General features: G+C 64.9%; 25 protein-coding genes and 2 riboswitches. Of the genes, 8 read left to right on the forward strand and 17 right to left on the reverse strand.

Annotation, left to right across the window (positions count from 1 at the left end; translation table 11 throughout):
• Positions 1-342: integrase core domain-containing protein (locus NCR34_RS00005; RefSeq protein WP_250498805.1), on the forward strand; the 342-nt coding region annotated here is incomplete at its 5' end.
• Between the two features lie 213 nt (positions 343-555).
• Here the strand turns inward: NCR34_RS00005 and NCR34_RS00010 are convergent.
• The 10 genes from NCR34_RS00010 to flgB all read right to left on the reverse strand — a co-directional run bounded on the left by NCR34_RS00010 (position 556) and on the right by flgB (position 9,041).
• On the reverse strand, positions 556-1,308 hold the full coding sequence (locus NCR34_RS00010; protein ID WP_248320710.1) for a flagellar brake protein: 753 nt from the start codon (positions 1,306-1,308) through the stop codon (positions 556-558).
• Positions 1,309-1,536: 228 nt separating this feature from the next.
• Positions 1,537-2,595, reverse strand: a complete 1,059-nt coding sequence (gene flgJ, locus NCR34_RS00015) for a flagellar assembly peptidoglycan hydrolase FlgJ (RefSeq protein WP_250498807.1) — start codon at positions 2,593-2,595, stop codon at positions 1,537-1,539.
• Positions 2,596-2,607: 12 nt separating this feature from the next.
• Positions 2,608-3,735 (reverse strand): flagellar basal body P-ring protein FlgI, encoded by a 1,128-nt coding sequence (locus tag NCR34_RS00020; protein ID WP_248320712.1) that lies wholly within the window; start codon positions 3,733-3,735, stop codon positions 2,608-2,610.
• A gap of 2 nt (positions 3,736-3,737) precedes the next feature.
• Complete coding sequence (locus NCR34_RS00025; protein ID WP_175938559.1) at positions 3,738-4,421, reverse strand: flagellar basal body L-ring protein FlgH; 684 nt, start codon at positions 4,419-4,421, stop codon at positions 3,738-3,740.
• A 76-nt stretch (positions 4,422-4,497) separates the two neighbouring features.
• A complete protein-coding gene (gene flgG / locus NCR34_RS00030; RefSeq protein WP_175938561.1) occupies positions 4,498-5,286 on the reverse strand; it encodes a flagellar basal-body rod protein FlgG in 789 nt (262 codons plus the stop codon).
• Positions 5,287-5,317: 31 nt separating this feature from the next.
• Positions 5,318-6,070, reverse strand: coding sequence for a flagellar basal-body rod protein FlgF (gene flgF / locus NCR34_RS00035; RefSeq protein WP_175938563.1), 753 nt, complete (start codon positions 6,068-6,070; stop codon positions 5,318-5,320).
• 47 nt (positions 6,071-6,117) lie between these two features.
• The gene (gene flgE / locus NCR34_RS00040) at positions 6,118-7,335 is read right to left on the reverse strand and encodes a flagellar hook protein FlgE (RefSeq protein ID WP_248320713.1); all 1,218 of its coding nucleotides are present in this window, start codon (positions 7,333-7,335) and stop codon (positions 6,118-6,120) included.
• Positions 7,336-7,382: 47 nt separating this feature from the next.
• The gene (locus NCR34_RS00045) at positions 7,383-8,108 is read right to left on the reverse strand and encodes a flagellar hook assembly protein FlgD (protein WP_248320714.1); all 726 of its coding nucleotides are present in this window, start codon (positions 8,106-8,108) and stop codon (positions 7,383-7,385) included.
• 11 nt (positions 8,109-8,119) lie between these two features.
• Entirely contained in the window at positions 8,120-8,545 is a 426-nt protein-coding gene (gene flgC / locus NCR34_RS00050; RefSeq protein WP_175938568.1) for a flagellar basal body rod protein FlgC, read from the reverse strand.
• Positions 8,546-8,552: 7 nt separating this feature from the next.
• Positions 8,553-9,041 carry a flagellar basal body rod protein FlgB gene (gene flgB, locus NCR34_RS00055; protein WP_248320715.1) on the reverse strand — a complete coding sequence of 163 codons (489 nt, stop codon included), beginning with the start codon at positions 9,039-9,041 and terminating at the stop codon, positions 8,553-8,555.
• A gap of 290 nt (positions 9,042-9,331) precedes the next feature.
• Here flgB and flgA point away from each other — a divergent pair, with 290 nt between their 5' ends.
• From flgA to flhA, 5 genes are all read left to right on the forward strand, one after another.
• Positions 9,332-10,672: a flagellar basal body P-ring formation chaperone FlgA gene (gene flgA / locus NCR34_RS00060; protein WP_248320716.1), complete on the forward strand. Its 1,341-nt coding sequence runs from the start codon at positions 9,332-9,334 to the stop codon at positions 10,670-10,672.
• A gap of 180 nt (positions 10,673-10,852) precedes the next feature.
• Positions 10,853-11,176, forward strand: a complete 324-nt coding sequence (gene flgM / locus NCR34_RS00065; RefSeq protein ID WP_248322356.1) for a flagellar biosynthesis anti-sigma factor FlgM — start codon at positions 10,853-10,855, stop codon at positions 11,174-11,176.
• Positions 11,177-11,260: 84 nt separating this feature from the next.
• Positions 11,261-11,695 (forward strand): flagella synthesis protein FlgN, encoded by a 435-nt coding sequence (locus NCR34_RS00070; protein WP_248320717.1) that lies wholly within the window; start codon positions 11,261-11,263, stop codon positions 11,693-11,695.
• A gap of 192 nt (positions 11,696-11,887) precedes the next feature.
• Positions 11,888-13,096, forward strand: coding sequence for a flagellar biosynthesis protein FlhB (gene flhB, locus NCR34_RS00075; RefSeq protein WP_248322357.1), 1,209 nt, complete (start codon positions 11,888-11,890; stop codon positions 13,094-13,096).
• On the forward strand, positions 13,093-15,195 hold the full coding sequence (gene flhA / locus NCR34_RS00080; RefSeq protein ID WP_248320718.1) for a flagellar biosynthesis protein FlhA: 2,103 nt from the start codon (positions 13,093-13,095) through the stop codon (positions 15,193-15,195). The genes flhB and flhA overlap by 4 nt, the downstream gene beginning before the upstream one ends.
• 9 nt (positions 15,196-15,204) lie before the next feature.
• On the opposite strand, the gene NCR34_RS00085 is transcribed toward flhA, so the two are convergent.
• Positions 15,205-15,912 (reverse strand): hypothetical protein, encoded by a 708-nt coding sequence (locus tag NCR34_RS00085; RefSeq protein WP_248322358.1) that lies wholly within the window; start codon positions 15,910-15,912, stop codon positions 15,205-15,207.
• Positions 15,913-15,968: 56 nt separating this feature from the next.
• Here NCR34_RS00085 and NCR34_RS00090 point away from each other — a divergent pair, with 56 nt between their 5' ends.
• Positions 15,969-16,298 carry a hypothetical protein gene (locus NCR34_RS00090; protein ID WP_248320719.1) on the forward strand — a complete coding sequence of 110 codons (330 nt, stop codon included), beginning with the start codon at positions 15,969-15,971 and terminating at the stop codon, positions 16,296-16,298.
• A 339-nt stretch (positions 16,299-16,637) separates the two neighbouring features.
• Here NCR34_RS00090 and NCR34_RS00095 read toward each other — a convergent pair whose 3' ends face one another.
• From NCR34_RS00095 to gcvT, 5 genes are all read right to left on the reverse strand, one after another.
• Complete coding sequence (locus NCR34_RS00095) at positions 16,638-18,026, reverse strand: L-serine ammonia-lyase (protein WP_248320720.1); 1,389 nt, start codon at positions 18,024-18,026, stop codon at positions 16,638-16,640.
• A 21-nt stretch (positions 18,027-18,047) separates the two neighbouring features.
• A complete protein-coding gene (locus NCR34_RS00100; protein WP_248322359.1) occupies positions 18,048-19,076 on the reverse strand; it encodes an alginate lyase family protein in 1,029 nt (342 codons plus the stop codon).
• A 194-nt stretch (positions 19,077-19,270) separates the two neighbouring features.
• Complete coding sequence (gcvP, locus tag NCR34_RS00105) at positions 19,271-22,201, reverse strand: aminomethyl-transferring glycine dehydrogenase (RefSeq protein ID WP_248320721.1); 2,931 nt, start codon at positions 22,199-22,201, stop codon at positions 19,271-19,273.
• A 53-nt stretch (positions 22,202-22,254) separates the two neighbouring features.
• On the reverse strand, positions 22,255-22,635 hold the full coding sequence (gcvH, locus tag NCR34_RS00110) for a glycine cleavage system protein GcvH (protein WP_175938591.1): 381 nt from the start codon (positions 22,633-22,635) through the stop codon (positions 22,255-22,257).
• 72 nt (positions 22,636-22,707) lie between these two features.
• Entirely contained in the window at positions 22,708-23,832 is a 1,125-nt protein-coding gene (gcvT, locus tag NCR34_RS00115) for a glycine cleavage system aminomethyltransferase GcvT (protein ID WP_250498809.1), read from the reverse strand.
• Between the two features lie 119 nt (positions 23,833-23,951).
• Positions 23,952-24,081, reverse strand: a riboswitch (glycine riboswitch).
• Between the two features lie 7 nt (positions 24,082-24,088).
• Positions 24,089-24,192, reverse strand: a riboswitch (glycine riboswitch).
• 151 nt (positions 24,193-24,343) lie between these two features.
• Between gcvT and NCR34_RS00120 the strand changes: the two genes are divergently transcribed.
• Positions 24,344-24,670, forward strand: a complete 327-nt coding sequence (locus NCR34_RS00120) for a hypothetical protein (protein WP_248320723.1) — start codon at positions 24,344-24,346, stop codon at positions 24,668-24,670.
• A gap of 3 nt (positions 24,671-24,673) precedes the next feature.
• Here NCR34_RS00120 and NCR34_RS00125 read toward each other — a convergent pair whose 3' ends face one another.
• The gene (locus NCR34_RS00125) at positions 24,674-25,717 is read right to left on the reverse strand and encodes an oxidoreductase (RefSeq protein ID WP_248320724.1); all 1,044 of its coding nucleotides are present in this window, start codon (positions 25,715-25,717) and stop codon (positions 24,674-24,676) included.
• Between the last annotated feature and the right edge of the window lie 132 nt (positions 25,718-25,849).

Genomic DNA, 25,849 nt, shown 5'->3' on the forward strand with positions numbered 1-25,849 from the left:
AGCGCCCAGCAAGCCTTTGACGCGTGGCGCCAGGTGTACAACCACGAGCGGCCGCATCAGGCGCTGGACATGGCCACACCGATTTCGCGCTATCGACCCAGCCCGCGAGCGTATCCGGAGCGCATGCCGCCGATCGAATACGGGGACGCAGACGCGGTGGTTCGCGTCGGGCTCAACGGCGAGGTGCGTTTCCGGTCGCGACGCTTCCGAGTCTCAAGCGCACTGGCGAACCTGCCGATCGCCCTGCGGGCGTGTCCGGAAATCGACGGCTGTTATGACGTGTACTTCCTTCATCATCGAATCGATACGGTCGACTTGAAAGAGCGCAGCAGAAGCAGTTGAATGTGTTACCTATGTCCTGACACACCTGTTACCCGTGTCTCCGGTCTATACACAGCAGCAAAGAAAGTGACCCCCGCCCCGGGGAGGGGCAACGCTAATAGACCGACGCGAAAACAAGTTCCACGAAGAGAAAGCCCACGCCCCGAGAGACAGCAACGCTAGAAGAGCAAAAAAGCGGTCCAACTTGCGGTTCCAAGCAAACGGCAAACAACCCTACCGTGCTAAAGCCCGCCGCTTCATCTCAAGCTGAGTAATGAGCCGCTGCAGCGTATTCTCCGCCGACCCCGGCATCGAAGTGAACTTGAACCCGAGCGTGAACCGCCGGTCGCCCTTGAGCGTAGTCGACTCGCGATGCGACACCAGCTTCATATCGAGCGTCACCTTGCCCGTCGCGGTGAAGTGCAGTTCGGCATCCTGAATTTCCACGCCCAGTTCCATGTCGGCCACGCGCGCGTCGGTCGTGCGCAGCGCCACGCCGCCCAAAGACAGATCATGCACCTCGAAACGGAACCGGTCGCCGCCCGGCAGCGAGCCGCTGCAAATGTACGGGTCCAGCACCGGCGCTTCCACGCGGAAGTATTCGCGGCGCTGCATGTAATACAGCACCGACGGAAATTCCGCCTCGAAAGCCGGTCGGCCGTCGAACGTCGTCTCGCGCGGCGTGGCCGTCGTGAACTCGACGCGCACGCCATCCGGCGCCGCGTGGAAAATCAGCTTCGGCGCTTGCAGCACGTCGCGGTTCTGCTCCGCGACGCCGCCCCAATCGAATGTGAAGCGGTGCGACGTCACATCGACATCGAGGAGTCGCGTGACGATCTGCGCGTCGCCGTATTGCGCGGTCAGGAAATCGCCGCGATTGGCCAGATTGCGCAGCGCCACGCCAATTTCCAGCGGATTGCGGCGTCCGAAATCCACTTCGTGGTCGCTGTCTTCCTCGGCGACATCGTGTTTCTGATAACTATTCATGGTGCTAGCCGTGTCCATTTTGCCCGCGCATCGCCTGCGGCCCACGCCGCGCGGCTCGCCGGACCGCTATCGATCCGGCACTGTCGTCTTCGGGTTAGCGGCATGCCTCTTGGAAAGTTTAGGGGCGCTCGCAACTTTCTTATGTGGTGCGCCGTCCCATCCGACGTAAAACGTTTGCTGGACACAAAGTCCCCTCGCGCTTGCGCGACGCACCACGCCGGCGCGTCGTCAGGCGATCTGTCGCATGATCGAAATCAGCTTCTTCGCGTAGTGCGGATCGGTCGCGTAGCCGGCCTTCTGCATGCCGTGCGCGAAGCCCGCCACGTCGCGCGACGCCTCGATCACCGGCGCATAGCGCGGATTGTTCTTGATGACGCTCGCGTAGTCGTTGAGCGCATCTTCGTATGAATCGTAGGCGCGGAAACGCTCGACGACCTTCTTGGGCTGGCCGTTCACGTACTCGGTCGTGACGGAATCGACCGTCTTGCCGGTCCAGCCGGGCGTCGCCTTCACGCCGAAGATGTTGTGGCTCGTCGCGCCGTTCGCATGCTTGATCTCGCGCTTGCCCCAGCCCGATTCCAGCGCCGCCTGGCCGATGATGAAGCGCGCCGGAATGCCCGTCGCCGCGCTCGCCGCCTGCGCGGGCGCAGCCAGCCGCTCGACGAACGCATTCACCTTGTCGGAGCCCACGCCGTGTGCCGGCGGTTCGAGCGCGCTGGCCGCCGTATAGCCCTTGCCTTCCGAGAGCGACGCGCCGTTCTTGTTGGCCTGCGCGGCCGCGTAGGCTTTCGCCATCGCGTTCATCGCGGCGATGTTGCCCGCGTTCGATTCGATATCGCCGCCGCCGCCCGAGAGCCCGCTCATCGCGTTAATCGCGGTCATTGCGTTGGCGCCGCCGCCCATGCCGCCCGGGTCGGTCTTGCCGCCCGCGTTGCGCATCAGCTGCTTGAGCATCATGTCCGCCACGCCGATGCCCTTCGAGGACATCTGCTGCGACAACTGCTGATCGAGCATCGCGGTGAAAGACTTCGAATCGTTGGAATCGAACGGGCTGTCGGACGGCGTCGCGTCGCGCATGCTCTTTAGCATCATCTGCGTGAAGACGGCGTCGAACTGCTTGGCGGCCGCCTTCAGGCCCTGCTGCGGATTGGCCTGCGCCTGCGCGCGCAGCGCGTCGAAGCCCTGCGTGTCGAGCGCGAAGCGGTTCGTGAGATTCGCGAGGCCACCGCTTCCATCGGTCGATGCCAGCGCGGAGTTGGCGATGCCGCTCGTCAGGTTCGAGTTCATGTGCCGGGCTCCTTAGATGATTTCGAGGTCGGCGCGCAGCGCGCCTGCCGCCTTCATCGACTGGAGAATCGAAATCAGGTCGGCGGGCGTCGCGCCGAGGGCGTTGAGCGCCTTCACGACATCGGCGAGATTCGCGCCGGCCGAGAGCATCTTGAGCGCGCCGCTGTCCTGCTTCAGCTGAATCTGCGACTGCTTCGCCGCCACGGTCTGCCCGTTCGAGAGCGCGTTCGGCTGGCTCACCGCCGTCTGCGTGTTGATGACGACCGAGAGATTGCCGTGCGCGACCGCGCAGTTCTGCAGCGTGACCATCTGATTCATCACGATGGAGCCGGTGCGCGCGTTCAGGATCACCTTCGCGGCGGCCTGCGCCGGACGCACGTCGATGTTCTGCAACTGCGCCATGAACTGCACCTGCTCGCTCGCGTCTTGCGGCGCGTGCAGCTGAATGGTGCGGCCGTCGAGCGCGAGCGCCGTGCCCATGCCGAACTGGTTATTCACCGCCGCGACAATGCGCTGCGTCGTGTCGAAGTCCATCTCGCGCAGTTCCATCTGCAAGACGCCGCCTTGCTGCTGCAACGCCGTCGGCACCGCGCGCTCGACGATGGCGCCCGCCGAAATGCGGCCCACCGCGAGTTGATTCACCTGCACCTTGCTGCCGTTCGCGCTCGCGCCCGCGCCGCCGACGACGAGGTTGCCCTGCGCCATCGCGTACACCTGGCCGTCCGCGCCCTTGAGCGGCGACATGAGCAGCGTGCCGCCGCGCAGGCTCTTCGCATTGCCGAGCGACGACACCGTGACGTCGATCGCTTCGCCGGGACGCGCGAAAGGCGGCAGCGTCGCGGTCACCATCACGGCGGCGACGTTCTTCAACTGCATGTTCTGCGTCGTCGCCGAGTTCACCGTGATGCCGAGGTTGCCGAGCATGTTCGTCAAGCTCTGCGTGGTGAACGGCGTCTGCATGGTCTGGTCGCCCGTGCCGTCGAGCCCGACGACGAGGCCGTAGCCGATCAGCGGGTTATCGCGCACGCCCTGGAACGAGACGAGGTCTTTCAGGCGCTCGGCGTGCGCGTGCTGCGCGGAGGTCAGGGCCACGAGCGCGGCCGCGAGCGAAAACGAAACGAAACGGAGAAGCGGATTCATGATCAGAACGGCGCCACGTTGAGGAAGAAGCGCTGCAGCCAGCCCATGTTCTGCGCTTCGTCGATATAGCCTTTCGCGGAATATTCAATCTTCGCGTCGGCGATCTGCGTGGAGTACACGGTGTTGCTGCCCGAGATGGTCGTCGGATTGACGACGCCCGAGAAGCGCACGAATTCGTTGCCCTGGTTGATGAGCATCTGTTTTTCGCCGCTCACCATCAGGTTGCCGTTGGGCAGCACTTCGGTGACGGTGACGGTGAGCGTGCCGCTGAACGTGTTGGCCGCGCTCGCGCCGCCCGCCGCCGTGAACTTGTTCGCACCGGTCGCGGAGAGGTTCGTGTTGTTGAAGAGCCCGCCGAAGATGCCGGGCGTCGTCGGCACGGAGAACGAGCCGGAGCCGCCGCGATTGGTGTTCGCCGCGGACGACTTCGTCGCGTTCACGTTTTCCGAGATCACGATGGTCAAGATGTCGCCGACATTGCGCGGACGCTGGTCTTCGAAGAGCGGCCGGCCCGCGTAGCCCGCGTTGTAGATCGCGCCGGGCGAGCGCCCGCCGCTGGGCGGCTGCGGCGGACGCGCGGTCATCGGCTGCTGGACGATCGGCTCCTTCGGCACGAGGCCGCATGCGCCGAGCGCGGCGACGAGTGCGGCAACCGCTGCACGCGTGAAGATTTGAGTGGGCGACATCTTGGTGACTCGTATGAAGCTGAATGAAGCGTTAGTGTGACGCCATCCCTTGCGTTTTCATCCGTTGAAAAGAGGGTTAAACCTGCATCTGAGAAAGCGTTTGCAGCATCTGGTCGGACGTGGTCACGGCCTTGCTGTTGATCTCGTACGCGCGCTGCGTCTGGATCATGTTGACCAGTTCCTGCACCACGTTCACGTTCGACGCTTCCACATAGCCCTGTTGCAACGTGCCCGCGCCGTTCAGACCCGGCTGCGACACGTTCGGCGCGCCGGAGCTGCCCGTCTCGGAGAACAGGTTCTCGCCGCGCGCTTCCAGACCGGCCGGGTTGATGAAGGTCGCGAGCTGAATGGAGCCGACGTTCGTCGCGGCCGTCGAGTTCGGTTGCGTGATGGACACGGTGCCGTCCGAGCCGATGGTGATCGACGTCGCGTTGGTCGGAATGGTGATAGCCGGATTCAGCTGATAGCCGCTCGACGTGACGAGCTGGCCCTGCGCGTTGGTCTGGAACGAGCCGTCGCGCGTGTATGCCGTGGTCCCGTCCGGCATGGTCACCTGGAAGAAGCCCTGCCCGTTAATGGCCACGTCCTTCGAGTTGCCGGTCTGTTGCAAGTTGCCCTGCGTGTAGAGGCGTTCCGTTGCGACTTGCTGCACGCCCGTGCCGAGCTGCACGCCCGAGGCGAGTTCGGTTTGCTGGGTCGAGTTCGCGCCCGGCTGGCGCGTGGTCTGGTACAGCAGGTCTTCGAACACGGCGCGCGAGCCCTTGAAGCCGTTGGTGCTCACGTTGGCGAGGTTGTTCGAGATGACGTCCATCTGCGCCTGCTGCGCATTCATGCCGGTCGCGGCGATATAGAGAGAGCGATTCATGTCTGTGTTGTCCTAGTATCTTGCAGGCCGCTTAGGAGAAGTTGAGCAGCTTGTTGGCCGATTGTTCGTTCTGGTCCGCCGATTCCATGAGCTTCGTCTGCATCTGGAACTGGCGCGCGTTGGTGATCATCGAGACCATCGCGGAGACCGGGTTCACGTTGCTGCCTTCGAGCGCGCCGCCGGCCACGACCACGTTCGGGTCCGCATCGGCGGGGTCTCCCGACGCCGTGCGATAAAGACCGTCGTCGCCGCGCGAGAGCGTGGCCGGGTCCGGATTGACGAGCTTCAGTTGATCCACCGTCGCAATCGCGGTCGGCGGATCGCCCGGAATCAGCGCGGACACCGTGCCGTCCTTGCCGATGGTCACTTCAGCGCCCGGAGGTACCGATAGCGGGCCGCCGTTGCCGAGCACCGGCAGGTTGTTCGCGGTAACGAGCTGGCCGTTCTGGTCGACGTGCAGATTGCCGGCGCGCGTGTACGCCTCGCCGCCGTCCGCCGTCTGCACGGAGAGCCAGCCCGGCCCTTGCACGGCGACATCGAGCGGATTGCCGGTCTGCTGGATCGGGCCGGCCGAGTAATCCGCCGTCGGCGTCGACGAGAGCACGAAAGTGCGCGTCGTGCCGTCGGCGGACTGGTTCTCGAACGACATCGGCACCTGACGGAACGCCGCGAGTTGCGCCTTGAAACCGGTGGTCGATGCGTTCGCCAGGTTGTTCGCCACGACAGCTTGCTGTTCCAGCGACTGGCTTGCGCCGGTCATCGCGGTGTAGATCAGACGGTCCATGAATCGCTTCCTTCTTTCCTGATGCGTCTAGTGCGTGCGGACGGTGATTACAGATTGATCAGCGTCTGGTCGACAGTCTGCTGCGTCTTGATCGTCTGCGCGTTCGCCTGATAGTTGCGCTGCGCGGTGATCAGATTCACGAGCTCGCTCGTCAGATCGACGTTGGAGTTTTCCACCGCGCCGCCTTGCAGCGTGCCGTGGTTCGTCGAGCCCGGCACGCCCACTTGCGGCGCGCCCGAAGCGGCCGTTTGCGCGTACACGTTGCCGCCGAGGTTCTGCAGGCCGTTCTGGTTGTTGAAGTTCGCGACCGCGATTTGCCCGAGCGCCTTCGTTTCGCCGTTCGAGTAGTTGCCGGTCAGCATGCCGTCGGTGCCGACGGTGAAGCCCGTCAGTTCGCCCGTGCTGTTGCCGTCCTGATGCAGGTTCGTGAGACCACTCTTCGCGCCGTACTGCGTGGTGCCGGAGAGATCGAGCGTCAACGATTGCGTCGTCGCGCCGGAGGGGTCCGCGCCGTTCGGAATGGTGAACGTGAACTTCGAGCCGCTCGTCATGTTGCCCGACGAATCGAACGTCACCGCGCCGAGGTCGGTCTTCTGCGAGACCGGGTCGCCGTAACCCGCGAACGCTTCCCACGAGCCGGTGCCGGTCTTCGTGAAGTACACGGACACCTTCTGCGTGCCGCCGAGCGTGTCGTACACATCCACGGAAGTCGACGCGTTGTACGTGTTGCCGTTGGCCGGATCGAAGCTGCTCGCCGCGTTGTTGCTGTCCTGCGAGTTCAGGTTGAACGCAGCGGTAATCGTCTTCGTCGCCGTCGGCGCGATGTTCGCGGTCGGGACGGAAAGCGGCACCGTGCTCGCGCTGTTGACGACGCCGCCCGAATCGGCCGCGTAGCCCATCAGTTGCAGACCCGCCGAGTTGACGATCTTGCCGCTGTCGTCCAGATGGAACACGCCGTTGCGCGAATACACCGTCGAGCCGTTGTTCGACAGCTGATAGAAGCCGTTGCCGTTGATCGCGACGTCGAGCGCCTGGTTGGTCGTCGTGATCGTGCCTTGCGAGAACTGCTGCTGGACTTCCGCGAGGCGCGTGCCGATGCCGATCTGGTTCGACACGGCCGTCGCCATCGAACTCGCGTACATGTCCGCGAACTGCGCGGCGCCCTGCTTGAAGCCGACGGTGTTCGAGTTCGCGATGTTGTTGCCGATCACGTCGAGGTCGCTCGACGCGGCGCCGAGGCCGCTCAGTGCTTGTTGGTAGCTCATGATTTATCTCTTCGCCGGGCGCATCCCGGCGTCAAAGGAAAGTGGAATCAAAGAATCGAAGCGACGCTCGACAGCCCGACCGTCGAACCGTTGGACAGCTTCAGGCCCGGCGTGCCGCCCGTCATTTGCACGACGCTCTGCACCTGCGAGGCCGACAGCGTCGTCGCGGTCGCCTGCTGGCCGTTGATCGTGCCTTGCGCGGTGATCGTGTAGGTGCCGTCGGCGAGCGTGGCGCCCTTCGAGTCGACCGGCTTCCAGCCCGATACCGGCACGACGCCCGAGCCTTGCGCGCCGAGATCCAACGTGTTGACGATGTTGCCGGACTTGTCCTTCACGACGATCTGCAGGTCGCTCACGTCGTTGGCGAGCTGCACGCCGAACGTCGACGACGCGCCGCTCGACACCGTCATGCTGTTTCCCGGCGCGAGCACGTTCGAGCCGATCAGCATGGCGGCCTGCGTGGACTGGCCTGCGGAAAGCTGCGTCGCGAGCGAGCTGAGCGACGTGTTGAGCTGACCGATGCCCGTCACCGTGTTGATCTGCGCGAGCTGCGAGGTCATCTGCGAGCTGTCGGCGGGATTGGTCGGGTCCTGATTCTTCAACTGCGTCACGAGCAGCGTGAGGAACGTGTTCTGCAGATCCGAAGCGGACGTGCCGCCCGTGCCGCTGGTACTGGTCGACGAGCTGGACGCGCTCTTCGTGCCGTTCATGGTGTCCAGCAGCGTCTGCGACACCGTGGTGCCGTTGCTGCCGATGGTGGTGTTCGTCGTCACGGTTGGATTCCTCAGGTTCCGATGGTCAGAGTCTTGAGCATCAATTGCTTGGCGGTATTGAGCGTCTCGACGTTCGCCTGGTAGGAACGCGACGCGGAAATCATGTTGACCATTTCCTGCACCGGATCGACGTTCGGCAGCGTCACATAGCCGTCCGCGTTGGCCGCCGGGTTGGTCGGGTCGTAGCTGGTTTTCATCGGGCTCGGATCGTCGATCACGCCCGTCACCTGCACGCCGCCGACTTGCTGGCCGGAGCCGCTTTTCGCGCCGCCGAGCGGATCGACGGCGAAGACGACCTGCTTCGCCTTGTACGGCTGGCCGTCGGGACCGGTCGTGCTGTCCGCGTTCGCGAGATTCGACGCGGTCACGTTCAGGCGCTGGGCCTGAGCAGACATCGCCGAACCGGCGACGCTGAAAATGTTCATCAATGAAGGCATGGCTTTCTTAACTGTTGGACGTGATGGCGGACAACATCGACTTGATCTGCGAGGTCATCACGGTCATTCCGGCTTCGAAATGCAGCGCGTTGTCCGCGAACTGCACGCGTTCGGCGTCGAGATCGACGGTGTTGCCGTCGAGCGAGGGCTGGCTCGGCACGCGATACGCGAGGCGGCCGTAGTCGTCGGTCGAGCCGCCGGACGCGGTGAGCGTCGAGGTGCCGGACATGTGGCCCTTCGCGGTCACGGCGAGCGAACCGCTCGTGCTCACCGAGACCGGCTGCGCCATCTTGAGCGTCGCCGTGTTCGAGGCCGTGGCGGACGCGCCGTCCTTCTTCAGCGCCCCGGCGAGCGCGGTCGAGAAATCGACATCGCGCGCCTTGTAGCCGGGGGTGTCGGCGTTCGCGATATTCGACGACAGCAGTTCCTGCCGGTAAGCGCGCACATCGAGCGCCTCACGGCCGAACGCGAGTTCCTTGTCGAGTCTGTCTAGCATTCGTTTCTTCTCCGGTCCCGTCGGGGATGGTTGTCGCCTGTCCCCGCCCAATCGCTGGGGGGTTTTTGCATGACACGCATCTTAGGAGCGGCGCGCAATAACTAATCCGATGAATAACCGGGAAACGCGGCCTCTATTCGAGGCTTGAGCGCGGCCCGGCGTATCTAGAATCTGCGTCGAGAGTGGGAAGCGGCGTTTTCATGGCCGCGACCGCACGGAGTGGCCGCAGCGAGCGGCCCGATCCCTTCAGGTACGCAGTCGCTAGCTACGCGGCGGCGAGGAGAGCAGTGATGAGCAGGTGCGCCAGACAGTCGTCGAACGTTGCGATGCGTGCAAGCGCGATGAAGCGCGGCGCGCGTGCAGCGGCGCGCGGCGTGGCGGGCGCGTCGCTGATGCTCGGCTTCGCGGCGAGCGCGTTCGCGCAGCAGAGCGACGGCATGATCGCGATTCCGGGCAACGCGGAGACCAATCCCGCCGCCGTCGCGGAAATGGCGAAGAGTCTCGGCTCGTCGAAGTCCGTGGCCGCAGCCTCGCCCGCGCCGACGCCCGCTCCTGTGGCCGACATCGCGCGGGCCTCGGGCTATCGCGCCGCGACGAGCGCCGCCGACGCCGCCATGCGCCACGCCGCGCTCGCGCTGGAAGCGCGCGCCGAAGCCGCCGACGACGCCATGGACGACGCAGGCGGCCTGATCGTGGTTCCGGGTCCGGGCGATGCGAAGCCCGCTGCGGCCACGTCGGCGAAGGCGCCCGTCGCCGTCTCGCGCGGCGATGCCAGCGCGACCGGCGCGACCAGCGCAAGGCAGATCGCATCGCGCGACGTGATGCCGGTCGTCGTCACGCGCGACGACGCGACGCCCGGCGCCGCTGGCGCGCGCCCGATCGCGGCCGCCGCTGCATCGCCGATTCGCCCCGCTAATTACTCGGCCGCCGCTGCCGCCGCCTCGCCGATGAAACGCGTGAGTTTCTCGCCGGCGCCGGCCGCCGCGCAAACGCCGTCAGCCGCCGCGACTGCGCAGGACGGCGAATCCATCCGCGTCGCCGCGCTCGCGTTCCTTCAACAGCAGGCAGCGGGCTTGCCCGGCAAGGTGGATATCACCGTGACGCCGGTCTTCCCGCGCGGCCTCGCGCCCTGCTCCGCGCTCGATCCGTTCATGCCGACCGGCGCGCGTCTGTGGGGTCGCGTGACCGTGGGCGTGCGCTGCGTCGGCGAGCGGCCGTGGACGCTGTATGTGCAGGCGCGCGTCTCCATCAACGCGACGTACTACACCGCCGCGCGCGCCATCGCGCCGGGCGAAGTGCTCGCGAGCGCGGACCTCGTCGCCCGAGACGGCGATCTCACGGCGATGCCGCAAGCCGTCGTCACGGATCCGTCGCAGGCGGTCGGCGCGGTGGCGTTGTCGCGCGTGCCGGCCGGCTTGCCGCTGCGCACGGACATGCTGCGCGCCGCGAGTTCGGTGGCGATCGGCCAGACGGTGCACGTGGTCGCCGACGGCAGCGGCTTCTCGATTTCCGCCGATGGCAGCGCGATGAACAACGCCGCGCCCGGCCAGCAAGTTCGCGTGAAGACGGCCGGAGGACAGATCATCACCGGCATCGTGAAGGACAGTCAGACGGTGGAAGTCCGCATGTAAGCGGGCTTGTGTGCGGCACCAGACGTTCTGTTGCAATTTGTTGCAAACCCGTCAAAGCCTTGTGGGACAAGGCAGAGCGGCAGATGACCAGGCACCGAGCAGGTTGCGCCTTCCCCGGCAGGGTAAAGTTTTTCAAAGCCACCGCCGATAAAGGACTCAACACGTTCGGGAATGGACATCGTGAAAATCGAATCGAATAGCAACACCTCTTTGAGCGGCCTGCAAGACGGGCTGCAACGTGCATCGCAAGGCGATGCGAAGACTGCCGCGCCGACCGCGCAAGCGAACGGCGCCAGCGCCGGCCAGTCGACGGTCAGCCTGTCGACCTTGTCGTCGGACCTGCGCGCGTCGAACGGCTCGGACATCGATACGGCGAAGGTCGAATCGATCAAGGCCGCGATTCGCGACGGCAGCCTGAAGATGGACACCAGCAAGATCGCCGACGGCATTTTGAGCACCGCGCGCGACCTGCTGCAAACGAGAACCCCGCCGACCGGCGGCTGAACGCAACGGCCCGGGCAACGTCCCGGCGCGCGAAGTGGACAGGAGCCGGGCGGCGCTTATGAACCGCGTTTTTAGCGAGCTGCAATGAGAGACGCCCTGCTTGCCACTGTCACCGAAGAAGTCGCCGCCGTTCAGGCCTTCGAAGCCCTCCTCGAGCACGAGGAAAAAGCCCTGATCGCCGCGCAGCCGCTTGCCGCGCTGCCGGAAATCATCGGCCAGAAGACGGCGCTGACCGAGCGCATCAGCGGGCTCGAAAAAGAGCGCGACGCGCATCTGAACGCGCTCGGTTTTTCCGGCGGATTCGCCGGCATGGAAGCCGCCGCCGAAGCCGATACCCGCATCGCCGAGCAATGGAAGCTGCTCTGCGCCGCCGCCCGGCGCGCGAAACAGGGCAACAACAACAACGGCGTGCTGATCCGCACGCGCATGGAATACAACCGCAAGGCGCTCGCCGCCTTGCAGGTCGCGCCGTCGAAGGCCGGGTTCTACGGCCCGGACGGGCGCGTGCCGGGCGTTTGATCGTCTTGCCGATTCGTCTCATTGCGGCGCTCGACCTTGCACGAGGTCGCGCGCCGTTTTCGTTTATCCGTCGATTAACCCCCCTTTCCCCGACTTAATCCCCCGATAGCCACTCGACGCCTTCCGCAATAATCGTTTGCATCAGAAAGCGGCTTCATGCCGTGGGCAACGAAGCACGAAGCGGAGCACGCAGTGGCAGAAGAAAGCGATCTCGAAAAAACCGAATCAGCCACTCCCAAGCGCCTGGAAAAGGCGCGGGAGGAAGGCCAGGTTGCGCGCTCGCGGGAATTCGCGTCGTTCGCGCTGCTGGCGGCGGGATTTTTCGGCGTGCTGGCGTTGTCCGGGTCCATCAGCGGACACTTGCAGTCGATCCTGCGCAACGCCTTCACGTTCAATCACGACGTGGTGCTGGACACGCGCCAGACGATGATCGGCGCGGCCAACGCCAGCAAGGAAGGCATGCTCGCCGTGCTGCCCGTGCTCGCGATGACCGCGTTCGCCGCGCTCGCCGCGCCCATGGCGCTCGGCGGCTGGCTCATCACCACCAAGCCGCTCGCGCCGAACTTCGGCCGCCTCAACCCGATCAGCGGGCTCGGCAAGATCTTTTCGATTCAAGGCCCGATCCAGCTCGGCATGTCCGTGTTGAAGACGCTCATCGTCGGCGGCGTGGCGGGCTGGGAAATCTGGAGCCGCAAGGCCGAAGTGCTCGGACTGATCACAAAGCCGCTCGGTCTCGCGCTCGCCGACGCCATGCACCTCATCGTCGTGTGCTGCGGCATGGCGATCGGCGGACTGTTTCTCGTCGCCGCCGTCGACGTGCCGTATCAGATGTGGTCGTACGCGAAGAAGCTGCGCATGAGCAAGGAAGAAGTGAAGCGCGAGCACAAGGAAAACGAAGGCGATCCGCACGTGAAGGGCCGCATCCGCGCGCAGCAGCGCGCAGCCGCCCGCCGCCGCATGATGCAGGCCATTCCGACCGCCGACGTGATCGTGACCAATCCGACGCACTTCGCCGTCGCGCTGAAGTACACGGACGGCGAGATGCGCGCGCCGCGCGTCGTCGCCAAGGGCGTGAATCTGGTGGCCGCGCGCATCCGCGAGCTGGGCCGCGAGAACAACGTGCCGCTGCTAGAAGCGCCGCCGCTCGCGCGGGCGCTGTATCACAACGTGGAGATCAACCGGGAGATTCCGGGCGCGCTGTACGGCGCGGTCGCGCAAGTGCTGGCGTGGGTCTACCAGTTGAAGCGCTACAAGGAAGACGGCGGCATCAAGCCGGACGATCCCACCGATCTCGACGTTCCGAAGGAACTGGACAAAGGCGGCGTATCCGACGCCGACGCCGATCAGGAAGCTGCCGAAGCCCTGAACGACGGTAACACTGACAAGGGAGCCGCAGCATGAACGCGCGCGCAGGATTTTTCGCCAAACGCCCCGACGCGCTGGGCACGCAGAACATTCGGGCGCTCGCCGGCCCGATCCTGATCTGCATGATTCTCGGCATGATGATTCTGCCGTTGCCGGCGTTTCTGCTGGATCTGCTGTTTACCTTCAACATCGCGCTGTCGGTGATGGTGCTGCTCGTCAGCATGTACACGCAAAAGCCGCTCGACTTCGCGGCGTTCCCGAGCGTGCTCTTGTTCTCCACGCTGCTGCGCCTGTCGCTGAACGTGGCGTCGACGCGTATCGTGCTGCTGCAAGGCCATACCGGCCCGGACGCGGCTGGACAGGTGATCGAATCGTTCGGGCACTTTCTCGTCGGCGGAAACTTCGCGGTCGGCATCGTCGTGTTCGTGATCCTGATGATCATCAACTTCATGGTCATCACGAAGGGCGCGGGACGTATCGCGGAAGTCGGCGCGCGCTTCACGCTAGACGCGATGCCCGGCAAGCAGATGGCGATCGACGCCGACCTGAACGCCGGTCTCATCAACGAGGACATGGCGAAGAAGCGCCGCCAGAGCGTCGCGCAGGAAGCCGAGTTCTACGGCTCGATGGACGGCGCGTCCAAGTTCGTGCGCGGCGACGCCATCGCGGGCTTGCTCATCATGGTCATCAACGTGGTGGGCGGCCTGATCGTCGGCATGCTTCAGCACGACATGGACTTCGCGCACGCGGCGACCAACTACACGCTGCTTACCATCGGCGATGGCCTCGTCGCGCAGATTCCGTCGCTCATCATTTCGACGGCGGCGGGCGTGATCGTCTCGCGCGTCGCGACCGAAGAGGACATCGGCACGCAGCTGACCGGCCAGTTGTTCCAGAACCCGCGCGTGTTGATGATTACCGGCGTGATCATCGGCGTGATGGGACTGATTCCGGGCATGCCGCACTTCGCGTTCATGCTGCTGGGCGGCGGGCTCATTTACGCCGCGCGCACGATGAACAAGCGCGCCGCGAACAAGAAGACGAGCGCGATCACGGATGTCACGCCGATCGCATCGGCCGTGGCGGCATCGGCAGAGAACGCCGAGGCGAGCTGGGAAGACGTGGCGCTCATCGATCCGCTCGGGCTCGAAGTGGGCTACCGCCTGATTCCGCTCGTGGATCGCAACGCGGATGGCGAACTGCTGAAGCGCATCAAGGGCATTCGCAAGAAGTTCGCGCAGGAAATCGGCTTTTTGCCGCCGGTCATCCATATTCGCGACAACCTGGAATTGCGGCCGAACGGGTATCGCATTGCGCTGAAGGGCGTAGAAGTCGGCGTGGGCGAGGCGTTCCCCGGCCAATGGCTCGCGATCAATCCGGGTCAGGTGTCGGCGGCGCTGCCGGGCACGCAGACGACCGATCCCGCGTTCGGCTTGCCGGCGGTGTGGATCGAAACGAACATGCGCGAACAGGCGCAGGTCTACGGCTATACGGTGGTGGATGCGAGCACGGTGGTCGCGACGCACTTGAATCACCTCGTCGTCACGCATGCCGCGGAACTGCTCGGCCGACAGGAAGTGCAGGCGCTGCTGGAGCGTATCGGCAAGGACACGCCGTCGCTCACGGAAGACCTCGTGCCGAAGACGCTTTCCCTCACGACGCTGCAGAAGGTGCTGCAAAATCTGCTCGACGAAAGCGTGCCGATCCGCGACATGCGCACGATTCTCGACGCGTTGCAGGAACACGCGCCGCGCATCTCGGATCCGTACGAACTCACGTCGGCGGTGCGTCTCGCGCTCGGTCGCGCGATCACGCAACAGTGGTATCCGGGCGCCGACGATTTGCAGGTGATGGGCCTCGATCCGACGCTGGAGCGCGTGCTGTCGCAGGCGCTATCGACGGGGCCGAATCCGGGACTGGAGCCGGGACTCGCGCAGACGCTGATGAACTCGACGCAGAACGCGATCATGCGCCAGCAGAATCTGGGATTGCCGCCGGTGCTGCTCGTGCAGCATTCGCTGCGCGCGATGCTCGCGCGGTTCCTGCGCCGGAGCTTGCCGCAACTGAAGGTGCTGTCTTATGCGGAAGTGCCGGATACGCGGAATGTGAAGGTGGTTAATTTGATTGGGGCGTGAGCATCCGTCTCAATGCAGGACGGAGCCGATGAGACTGCGAAGATTGCGCGCGTCGAAAACGACCGTCTTCCATGTGTAGTAGTTGGCGCGCTCGAACTCCGTCTTGCCGACCGCCAACTGACTTTCCGCAATGGCCAGCACGGAGCCCGGAAGTTTCTCGGCACGATATTGCAGGTGAATGAGTTCGCCTTCCAGCAGCCGCTTGGCCGAAGTCGCGGCGATGACGATGGAGGGCGTCGGCGTCTCGATGACATGATCGGCAACAAGCCCGCCGGAAATCGGCAATTCGACTTCCGACCGGTGCTCGAGCCCGAACTCGGCGGCGATATCCGCGATCGCGCGGGTGAGCCGTCCTTTGAAATCGCTTGACTGCTGACGCTCGACGCGGGATGTCGCGACCGCGAAAAGCTGCTGTGCCGCCTCGGCCACGCGAAAGACGTAAGGCGCAAGAAGACGTTCGTCTGAGGTCGAGGCGCGGATGACTTCGTCCTCGCACAGCCGAACGGGACTCCACTGCGCGATTTCCTGCGACCAGCGTTCCACGGCGCCCGATTCCACTTCCCCGCCCATCATGCCTGCGTTGAAGCAGGCTTCTCCGTTTTCATCAATCGAATAGCCGCCCTGAGACGGACGAATGCGCACGACCACCTGATCCCCCGTTCCCGGGTACTGCAACGGCGTCACGATTCGCTGCACGCCGTTTGTATCGGCGTGCACTTCGAACAAAGAGCAGAGCGTTTGTTTGAGCGGGTCTGCTAGCACAATAGATCGCCTTGTCCGTCCTGATCGTTGAAGATGGTTATGCCTACAGCGTTGCAAAAGAATACGATAAGCGCGGCACGGTCAGTGGCGGCACGCGGGTCAAAGCGTCTCGGCAGCTTCAAGTCGAGTTCGGGTGCGCCGGGCAACAAGCGATTTGTGTAATCGCTCGACGTATTGCAGGGCAGCTTGCAGTGCAACCCCTTGTGACTCGGATGGTAATGCAGTTCGAAGAGCGGGTATATGTCGCCACGCGGCATTGTGCAGACCAGGTGTCCGTAAAACGAGCGGTCTTCGAGTTGATCGCCATCGCGCCAAAGGAAAAGCACGGCGTGATCGGCTGAAACTGGAATGAGGTCGGTCGCCTGAACGCGGGGCCGAGCCATCTTGTTGAAGGGCTTCGGCCATCGCTGCTTGACCATTGGCCGGAACTTCGGGGAACCGTTGAGCGTTTTACACGCATCCCTGTGCGCGGCAAGGTCCTTCGGTTTCAATGCGTTTCTCTCAGGTATTGCTACCGACGCATTGAGCGGCGCGCAGTCATCGTCAGACAGGCATCGAGGATGCGGTCGATAGATTCGTTTTGGCTCCGACCATGCTAGCCGCTCGAACCGACGCCGCGCGCTCAGTACAAGAAATGTTGCACTCGCAGGACGGAACGCCTGCCAGCGCACAGCAAAAACTCAACACTCCACAATATTCACCGCCAACCCCCCGCGCGACGTCTCCTTATACTTCGTCTTCATATCGGCCCCTGTCTCGCGCATGGTCTTGATGACCGAATCCAGCGACACGTAGTGCGAGCCATCTCCGCGCATGGCCATGCGCGCCGCGTTCACGGCCTTGACCGAGCCCATCGCGTTGCGTTCGATGCACGGAATCTGCACCATGCCGCCCACCGGATCGCACGTGAGCCCGAGGTTGTGCTCCATGCCGATCTCCGCCGCGTTCTCCACCTGCGCAGGCGTCCCGCCGAGCACCGCCGCGAGGCCGCCCGCCGCCATCGAGCACGCGACGCCCACTTCGCCCTGGCATCCCACTTCCGCGCCCGATATCGACGCGTTCATCTTGTACAGAATGCCGATGGCCGCCGCCGTCAACAGGAAGTCGATCACGCCTTGCGCATTCGATCCCGGCACGAAGCGGTCGTAGTAATGCAGCACGGCCGGGATGATGCCCGCCGCGCCATTGGTCGGCGCCGTCACGACGCGGCCGCCGACCGCGTTCTCTTCGTTCACGGCGATGGCGTACAGGTTGATCCAGTCGATCATCGAAAGCGGGTCGCGCAACGCCTGCTCGGGCCGTCCCGTCAGCGCGCGATAAAGCTGCGGCGCGCGGCGCTTGACCTGAAACGGTCCCGGCAGATGCCCTTCCGCATCCGGATTGCCGATGCCGCACCCGCGCGCGACGCAATCCTGCATCACGCTCCAGATATGCAAGAGGCCCGCGCGGATTTCATCGGGGCTGCGCCAGACGCACTCGTTGTCCCACATGAGTTGCGCGATCGACTTGCCGGATTCGGCGCACATCTTCAGCAGTTCGTCGCCGGTCTGGAACGGATACGGCAATTGCGCGTGCGCCGTGAGCACCGCCGTATTCGGCGCGCCCGCCGTCACGACGAAGCCGCCGCCCACCGAGAGATATGTCGATTCGCGTAGCAATTGAGCGCTGGCATCGAACGCATAGAGCTTCATGCCGTTCGGATGCTCGGGCAGCGCCTGCCGATAGAACGCGATGTTGTCCTTCACCGTGAACGGGATTTCGTGCTTGCCGAGCAAGGCGAGCGTCTTCGTTGCGCGCACCGCTTCGAGCCGCGGCACGATGGTGCTGGCATCCACTGTATCCGGCGCGTCGCCCAAGAGTCCGAGCATGACGCCGCGATCCGTGCCGTGGCCCTTCCCCGTGGCGCCGAGCGAGCCGTACAGCTCGCATTTGACCGATGCCACCGCGTCCAGCAGCGCGTCGCGTTCGAGCCCTTGCGCGAACATGAGTGCGGCGCGCATCGGGCCGACGGTGTGCGAGCTGGAAGGTCCGATGCCGACCTTGAAGAGATCGAAAACGCTGACTGCCATGACTGCTCCTGCAATTGGAAGTTACCGCGCCGGCAGCGGCAGACAGACCGCGAGCCACGCGGGCGGCGTCGGCGCGAGCCGCAGCGCCACCGGCGCATAGCGGCCGTCGAGACGCGCCGCCAGATAAAAAAGCTCCGCCGCGTTCTTCGGGTCCCACTGGCCCGAGTAGCCCGGCAAGCCGGCCTCGCGCCGTTTCGCGTCGAAGGCGACGCTCGAATGCACGAACTCGTCGTGCGTCTTCGTGCCGAGCGCGTACGGCGTCAGCCAGTTGAGCGCGCCGGCGAGCGTCGCGCCCGTCGGCGCGCGCTCCGGCAGCCAGTTGCGGTTGTGCCGCCGCGCCGCGAGCGCCGCCGTCACGAGGGGCTGCAAGTCGTAGGTGACATAGTGCAGCGCGTCGCGCTCGGCGAAATCGACCGTCGAACCGTCCGGCGCGATGTTGTCGCCGATATGCTCGACAAAAAGCCGCTGCGCCGCGTCGATCATCTTGCGGTCGTCGATGGTGAACGCGCCCATCGCGATCAGCTTTACGCGATGGCTCTGCCAGTTGTTCCGGTACGTGCCCTTGAGCGGCCGCGGCTGCTTGTCGATATCCGCGACGTAACCGTTCACCAGCTTCGCGATGAACGCATTGGCCGCGTTGCGCGTTTTCACTGGCAACGCGCTCGCCGTCAGATCGTACGCAAGGATCAGCGATTCGAAGTTCGTTTCGTCGATCGGGTTGAAGCTCGGCTGATACGTCGTGGTCCACGCCAGCAGAAAGCGGTCGACGAGGCGCAGATAGCGCTCGTTGCCCGTGGCGCGCCAGGCGAGCGCGGCATTGCGCATCAGGTCGAGGTCCTTCTCCGCTTCGACGCTTTGGTCATAGATGCCTTCGTGCGGCAACGTGCCTTCGGTGTGCAGCGTGGCGCGGGCCTTCGGCGTCTCGTTGACGTGCGCCTGCACCGCGTTCACCAGCGCCTTCACGCCGGGATCGGCATTCGTGCGCTCGCTCGTCTGCATGGCCGGCGCGGCGCAGAAGTTCATCGCTGCATGCGCGGCAGGCGCGGTCATCGAAAGCGCGCAAAGCGTCGCCAGCGTCGCGCGTGTCGCCCTGAAGCGGCTCGCCTCGTTCCCCTTTCGCACCTTCGGCGCCATACGCACTCCCTGATTGGCTTGGTCCGGGGTGAGATGTTAGCCGTTCTCGAACGCACCGCAAAACCGCCCGACAAAGCTTGACGCTTTCGGGCGGCGCGGCGCGCCGTGCGTCACGCGTCGGCGTACTCCGACACCGGCACGCACGAGCACATCAGATTGCGGTCGCCATATGCGTTGTCGGCGCGGCCCACCGGCGACCAGTACTTGCGCGCGATGAGCGTCTTCACCGGATACGCCGCCTCTTCGCGCGTGTAGGCGTGCTCCCATTCGTCCGCCGTGACGACGGCAGCCGTATGCGGCGCGTTCTTCAGCACATTGTCTTCGCGATCGGCGCGGCCTTCTTCGACTGCGCGGATCTCGTTGCGAATGGCGATCATCGCGTCGATGAAGCGGTCCAGCTCTTCCTTCGACTCAGATTCCGTCGGCTCGACCATCAGCGTGCCGGGCACGGGGAAGCTCATGGTCGGCGCGTGGAAGCCGTAGTCGATCAGGCGCTTGGCCACGTCTTCCACCGAAATGCCGCTCGCTTCCTTGATCGGCCGCACGTCGAGAATGCACTCGTGCGCGACGAGCCCGCCCGGGCCGCTGTACAGCACCGGGTAATGCGGCGCGAGACGTTTCGCGACGTAGTTCGCCGCGAGAATCGCGCTTTCGGTGGCGGCGGTGAGGCCCTTCGCGCCCATCATCGCGATATACATCCACGAAATCGGCAGGATCGCGGCCGAGCCGTACGGCGCCGACGACACCGCGCCGATGCCCGCTTCGTCGCGCTGATAGCCGGTCGAAGTCTGGTTCGGCAGGAACTTCGCGAGATGCGCGCCGACCGCGACCGGACCGACGCCCGGTCCGCCGCCGCCGTGCGGAATGCAGAACGTCTTGTGCAGGTTCAGATGCGAGACGTCGCCGCCGAACTGGCCGGGCGCGCACAGACCGACCATCGCGTTCATGTTCGCGCCATCGACATACACTTGCCCGCCGTGCTGATGCACGATGTCGCAAATCTCGCGCACGTTGCGCTCGAACACGCCGTGCGTCGACGGATACGTGATCATGATCGCAGCGAGATTCGCGGAATGCTTCTCGGCCTTCGCCTTGAGATCGTCGATATCGACGTTGCCGTTCGCATCGCACGCGACGACCACGACCTGCATGCCCGCCATTTGCGCCGACGCCGGGTTCGTGCCGTGCGCGGACGCCGGAATCAGACACACATTGCGATGCCCTTCGCCGCGCGACTCGTGATACGCGTGAATGATGAGCAGGCCCGCGTACTCGCCCTGCGAACCCGCGTTCGGCTGCAACGACACGGCCGCATAGCCGGTGCACGCGACTAGCATCTGTTCGAGCTGGTCGATCATCGTGCGATAGCCGAGCGTCTGCTCGGCCGGCGCGAACGGGTGAATCTGCGCGAACTCCGGCCACGTCACGGGCAGCATCTCGGACGTGGCGTTGAGCTTCATCGTGCACGAGCCGAGCGGGATCATCGTGCGGTCGAGCGCGAGGTCCTTGTCGGCGAGGCTGCGCAGATAGCGCAGCATTTCGTGTTCGGAGTGATGGCGGTTGAATACCGGATGCGTGAGGTAATCGCTCGTGCGCTTGAGGTCTGCCGGAAGCGAATCGCTGATGGACGCGTCGAGCGCGTCGATATCGAACGTTTCGGTCTTGCCCGCGACTTCCGCGAACAGCGCGAAGAGCTTCTGCAGGTCGTCGCGCGTGGTGGTTTCGTCGAGCGATACGCCGACCTGGGTCGCGCTCACGCGCCGCAGATTGATATGCGCGGCGTAAGCGGCCTGATGCAGCGCGGTCGTGTTCGCGCCGCTTTCGATGGTGACGGTATCGAAGAACGTCTTGTTCGCGATGCTGTAGCCGAGCTTCGCGACGCCCGCCGCGAAAATCGACGCGACGCGGTTCACGCGCAGCGCAATCGTCTTCAGACCTTGCGGGCCGTGATAGACCGCGTACATGCTCGCCATGATCGCGAGCAGCGCCTGCGCCGTGCAGACATTCGATGTCGCCTTCTCGCGGCGAATGTGCTGCTCGCGCGTTTGCAGCGCGAGACGCAGCGCGGAATTGCCTTGCGCATCGACGGTCACGCCGACGAGACGCCCCGGCATCTGACGCTTGAATTCGTCGCGCACGGCCATGTAAGCCGCGTGCGGACCGCCGAAGCCGACCGGCACGCCGAACCGCTGCGTGTTGCCGATGGCGACGTCCGCGCCCCATTCGCCGGGCGGCGTGATGAGCGTGAGCGCCAGCAGATCCGCCGCCGCGACGACGTGGCCGCCCGCCGCGTGAACCGCTTCGGCGAGCGCGCGATAGTCATGCACGTCGCCGTTCGCGCCGGGATATTGCAGCAGCACGCCGAATGCGTTCGCGCTGGCGGCATCCGCTGCCGGACCGACCTTCACTTCGATACCCGCGGGCTTCGCGCGCGTCTTCACCACTTCGATGGTTTGCGGCAGTACGTCGTCCGCGACGAAGAACACGTTGGACCTCGGCTTGCCGACACGTTGCAGCAGCGTCATGGCTTCGGCGGCGGCCGTCGCTTCGTCGAGCAGCGATGCGTTCGACATCGCGAGGCCGGTCAGGTCCATCACCATCTGCTGGAAGTTCAGCAGCGCTTCGAGACGCCCCTGCGAAATTTCCGGCTGATACGGCGTGTAGGCCGTGTACCACGCCGGATTTTCGAGCACGTTGCGCAGGATCACGGCAGGCGTGTGCGTGCCGTAATACCCCTGGCCGATGAAGGTTCGAAACACCAGATTCTCGTCCGCGAGCTTGCGCAGCGCCGCGAGCGCCTCGGCTTCGCTTTTCGGCTGCGTGAACGCGCCGAGCGGCAACGTTTCTTTGCGGCGGATCGTGTCCGGAATCACCGCGTCGATGAACGCCGCGCGCGACGCGAAACCGAGCGCATCGAGCATTGCGCGCTGGTCGGCCTCGTCGGGGCCGATGTGCCGGCCGGCGAACGCATCGTGGCATTCGAGCGCGGCGAGTGACAGGGAAGTGCGGTTCATCGGACGATCCGGGTGTTCGAGCTTCATGTGAATTCCTGCGAAAGCGGCCCGCGTGCGAGCCGCCCTCGTCTGATAGAGAGTTATTCGCCGATCGACTTGCCGTAGCCTTCGGCGTCGAGCAGCTTGTCGAGGCCCGCGTCGCTCGCGGGCTTGATCTTGAAGAGCCAGCTTTCGTACGGCGCGCCGTTCACCTGATCCGGCGACGACGTCAGCGCGTCATTCGCCGCGACGACTTCGCCCGAAACCGGCGCGTAGATGTCGGAGGCGGCCTTCACCGATTCGATGACCGCGATGGCATCGCCCGCCGCGACGGACTTGCCCGCCGCCGGCAGTTCGACGAACACGATGTCGCCGAGCGCCTCTTGCGCGTGATCGGTGATGCCGACGGTCAGCGTGCCGTCGGACTCCGTGCGGACCCATTCGTGCGATTCGGTGTATTTCAGATCGGCCGGGATGCTCATTGGATGCTCCTTGCGTGGTTCGTTCGTGAGATTCTGGGTCGGAGGGAACGGGCGCGACGGCGCTCGGCGGCGTTATGCCAGTTCGACGAGCACCTTGCCGTTGCGCACGAACGGAAGTTTTACCACGCGCGCGGGAACTTGCTTGTCGCGAATGACGACCTGCACCGTATCGCCCGGCGCGACGGCCGTCGGCACGCGGGCGAACGCAATCGACTCCTGCATGGACGGCGAAAACGTGCCGCTCGTGATCTCGCCTTCGCCGTGCGGCGTGACGACTTTCTGATGCGCGCGCAGCACGCCGCCCGCACGACCGTTTTCCTTGATAAGCACGAGCCCGACGAAGTTCGCCTTCGAGCCGTTCGCCTCCAGCGCCGCGCGTCCGACGAAATCGCGCGGCGTTTTCAGATCGACGGTCCACGCGAGGCCCGCGTCGAGCGGCGACACGGTTTCGTCCATGTCCTGGCCGTAGAGGTTCATGCCGGCTTCGAGCCGCAGCGTGTCGCGCGCGCCCAGACCGGCGGGCTTCACGCCCGCGGCGAGCAGCGCGTTCCACAGCTTTTCGATGTTCGCGGCCGGCACGACGATCTCGAAGCCGTCCTCGCCGGTATAGCCGGTGCGCGCGAGCATCAGTTCGCCGTACTGCGTGGAGGGGAACATGACCGCGTTGAACGGCTTGGCGGCTTCCGTTTCGGCGCGCGTTTCCGGCAGCACGTTCCAGACCTTTTCGCGTGCGTTCGGCCCTTGCACCGCGATGATGCCGAGATCGCCGCGCGGCGTGATCGCGAGGTTGAAGTTGCCGTCGGCGTTGAGCTTCCCGAACCACGCGATGTCCTTGTCCGCCGTGCTCGCATTCACGACCACGCGGAACTGCGTTTCGGAGAAGTAATAAACGATGAGGTCGTCGATCACGCCGCCGTCGTCTTTCAGCAGGCAGGAGTAGAGCGCTTTGCCGGGCGTCGTCAGCTTGTCGACGTTGTTGGCGATCGCGTGGCGGAAGAACGCGCGGACGCCGTCGCCCTCGAAATCGACGACGCGCATGTGCGACACATCGAACATGCCGGCGTCGGTGCGCACGGCGCGATGCTCGTCGATCTGCGAACCGTAGTTGACGGGCATGTCCCAGCCGCCGAAATCGACCATGCGCGCGTTGAGCGCGAGGTGAGCGGCGTGCAAGGGCGTGTGTTGAAGTTCGGTCATCGGGGCCTCGGTTCGCGGAGCAAAAAAGGCCACGCAGCGCGCTTTCGCTGCGGACGGCCGCCTTGCTCGCCGCTCCATGCAGCCAAGACAAGACACCGACCCGCGATGCGGTTGCGATGCGTGACCCCTCTGTCCTCGGTACCTGAGAGATTGCGCGGATTCGCGAGCGTGTGCTGGCGGTCCATCGCGCGCCCCTTCGGTGGGCAACTGGCCTGATGCGTGCCGTTGCCGCTCTCCAGAGTGCGAGGAATGTGTCCTCGACGCGGCCGGTCCTTTTGCCTGAGAGTTTGTGGGTGTGCCCCTTCGGCGGCGCGGCTCTCGCTTCCATGAAGCGGCCACGCGCTCTCCCGACGCGTGCGGCAGAATTTACGCGAGGGGAATGGGGTTGTCAAACGGATTCGGACGGGGGCGATTGCCCGAAACGGACGGGCGTGATTGGCACGAATCGTTACGTTCGCGGCGCGGCCGTCGCCTACACTCGGATGTTCGCCGACTCACTTTCGAATCGATCATGGCTTCAGTCACCATTAATGGCCGGACGGTCACCGGTAACGCGATTTCCGTTCGCGGCAAGCAAGTGACCGTGGACGGCGAGACCGTCAGCGGGGACGACGTGCCGCGCATCACCATCGAAATTCACGGCGACGTCGAACGGATCGAGGTCGAAGCCTGCGACAAGCTCACGGTGCACGGGAAAGCCGGGGCCGTATCGGTCGTGTCGGGCAACGTCTTGTGCGGCGATGTCGGCGGGTCGGTGCAGACGGTGTCGGGAAATGTCGCGTGCCGCGACGTCGGCGGGAATGTGAGCACGACGTCCGGCAACATCAACAGGCGCTGACACCTAGCCCCGCACGAACTCCACCCTCCGCCCTTCCCGCTCGCTTTGCATCGCGAGCTCGATAACCGTCATCACATCGACGGCATCTTGCGGCGTCACGGGGAACGGCTTGCCGTCGATCACCGACGCCGCCAGCGCGCGATAGAACTCCACGTACGCGCCATCGCGCGTCGCGAACTGATGCCGCAGATCGTGATCGCCGTCCACTTCGCGCAAGAGACCCGGCGGATTCTTCCCAAATTCCGGATTGCCCGGCCGCATGCCCGAGCGAAGCTGGTCTTCCTGCACGTCGAGGCCGGTCTTCACATAACTGCCGCGCGTGCCGTGAATCGAAAAGCGCGGCGGCTCCAGCGCCGCAAGCGCGCTCGCGTGCAGCACCACTTCCTTGTCCGCGTAACCGAGCACGAGATGCACGTAGTCCGGCGCGTGCGCGTGATCGCGATGCGCCTTCACGAACGCCGTCACCGTCTGCGGGGCGCCGAACAGCGTGAGCGCCTGATCGATCAGATGCGGCCCCAGATCGAACAGCAGACCGCCGCCGCGCGCCGCTTCTTCGCGCCAACGCTGCGGCACTTTCGGGCGGAAACGGTCGAAATGCGATTCGTAATGCGTGACGCGCCCGAGCCGCCCGCTTTCGATCAGCGCGCGCACCGTCAGGAAATCGCCGTCCCAGCGGCGATTGTGGAACGGCGCGAAGAGCAACCCGCGCTCGGCAGCGAGATCGGCGAGCGTGCGGGCATCACGGGCGGACAGCGTCACCGGCTTGTCGACGACCACATGCTTGCCCGCCGACAGCGCGCGGTGCGCGAGGTCGAAGTGCGTGTCGTTCGGCGTGGCGATCACGACGCAGGGAACGTCGGTGAGCGCGATGAGCGCATCGAAGTCGGCGACGATGCGCGCGTCCGGATAATCGGCGAGCGCGCGCTCGGCCTGACTCGTCGCGATGGCGGCGACCTTCGCGCGGCCGCAATGCTCGATGACGGGCGCGTGGAACGTCGCGCCGGCGAGGCCATAGCCCATCAGGCCGACTTTCAGTGCTGAACTCATGGAAGGCATCATCCTGTCGTGAATCGGTCGGATATTGTGGCATGAGCCTGCGCCGCCAGAAGCGCCATCGGCCAGCGAACAGGGGCCAAAACCCGCCGCGTTCTATCGTGTTAACATCGCGCTCTCGAATTT

Origin of the sequence: Caballeronia sp. GAWG1-5s-s, assembly GCF_023631445.1 — a bacterium.
In the GTDB taxonomy this organism is placed as follows: Bacteria; Pseudomonadota; Gammaproteobacteria; order Burkholderiales; family Burkholderiaceae; genus Caballeronia.

Excerpts from the sequence above, each read along its gene's own strand:
- NCR34_RS00010 (WP_248320710.1), bottom strand. The coding sequence starts at position 1,308 with ATGAATAGTTATCAGAAACACGATGTCGCCGAGGAAGACAGCGACCAC.
- flgJ (WP_250498807.1), bottom strand. The coding sequence starts at position 2,595 with ATGAACTCGAACCTGACGAGCGGCATCGCCAACTCCGCGCTGGCATCG.
- NCR34_RS00020 (WP_248320712.1), bottom strand. The coding sequence starts at position 3,735 with ATGAATCCGCTTCTCCGTTTCGTTTCGTTTTCGCTCGCGGCCGCGCTC.
- NCR34_RS00025 (WP_175938559.1), bottom strand. The coding sequence starts at position 4,421 with ATGTCGCCCACTCAAATCTTCACGCGTGCAGCGGTTGCCGCACTCGTC.
- flgG (WP_175938561.1), bottom strand. The coding sequence starts at position 5,286 with ATGAATCGCTCTCTCTATATCGCCGCGACCGGCATGAATGCGCAGCAG.
- flgF (WP_175938563.1), bottom strand. The coding sequence starts at position 6,070 with ATGGACCGTCTGATCTACACCGCGATGACCGGCGCAAGCCAGTCGCTG.
- flgE (WP_248320713.1), bottom strand. The coding sequence starts at position 7,335 with ATGAGCTACCAACAAGCACTGAGCGGCCTCGGCGCCGCGTCGAGCGAC.
- flgC (WP_175938568.1), bottom strand. The coding sequence starts at position 8,545 with ATGCCTTCATTGATGAACATTTTCAGCGTCGCCGGTTCGGCGATGTCT.
- flgB (WP_248320715.1), bottom strand. The coding sequence starts at position 9,041 with ATGCTAGACAGACTCGACAAGGAACTCGCGTTCGGCCGTGAGGCGCTC.
- flgA (WP_248320716.1), top strand. The coding sequence starts at position 9,332 with ATGAGCAGGTGCGCCAGACAGTCGTCGAACGTTGCGATGCGTGCAAGC.
- NCR34_RS00070 (WP_248320717.1), top strand. The coding sequence starts at position 11,261 with ATGAGAGACGCCCTGCTTGCCACTGTCACCGAAGAAGTCGCCGCCGTT.
- flhA (WP_248320718.1), top strand. The coding sequence starts at position 13,093 with ATGAACGCGCGCGCAGGATTTTTCGCCAAACGCCCCGACGCGCTGGGC.
- NCR34_RS00095 (WP_248320720.1), bottom strand. The coding sequence starts at position 18,026 with ATGGCAGTCAGCGTTTTCGATCTCTTCAAGGTCGGCATCGGACCTTCC.
- NCR34_RS00100 (WP_248322359.1), bottom strand. The coding sequence starts at position 19,076 with ATGACCGCGCCTGCCGCGCATGCAGCGATGAACTTCTGCGCCGCGCCG.
- gcvP (WP_248320721.1), bottom strand. The coding sequence starts at position 22,201 with ATGAAGCTCGAACACCCGGATCGTCCGATGAACCGCACTTCCCTGTCA.
- gcvH (WP_175938591.1), bottom strand. The coding sequence starts at position 22,635 with ATGAGCATCCCGGCCGATCTGAAATACACCGAATCGCACGAATGGGTC.
- gcvT (WP_250498809.1), bottom strand. The coding sequence starts at position 23,832 with ATGACCGAACTTCAACACACGCCCTTGCACGCCGCTCACCTCGCGCTC.
- NCR34_RS00120 (WP_248320723.1), top strand. The coding sequence starts at position 24,344 with ATGGCTTCAGTCACCATTAATGGCCGGACGGTCACCGGTAACGCGATT.
- NCR34_RS00125 (WP_248320724.1), bottom strand. The coding sequence starts at position 25,717 with ATGAGTTCAGCACTGAAAGTCGGCCTGATGGGCTATGGCCTCGCCGGC.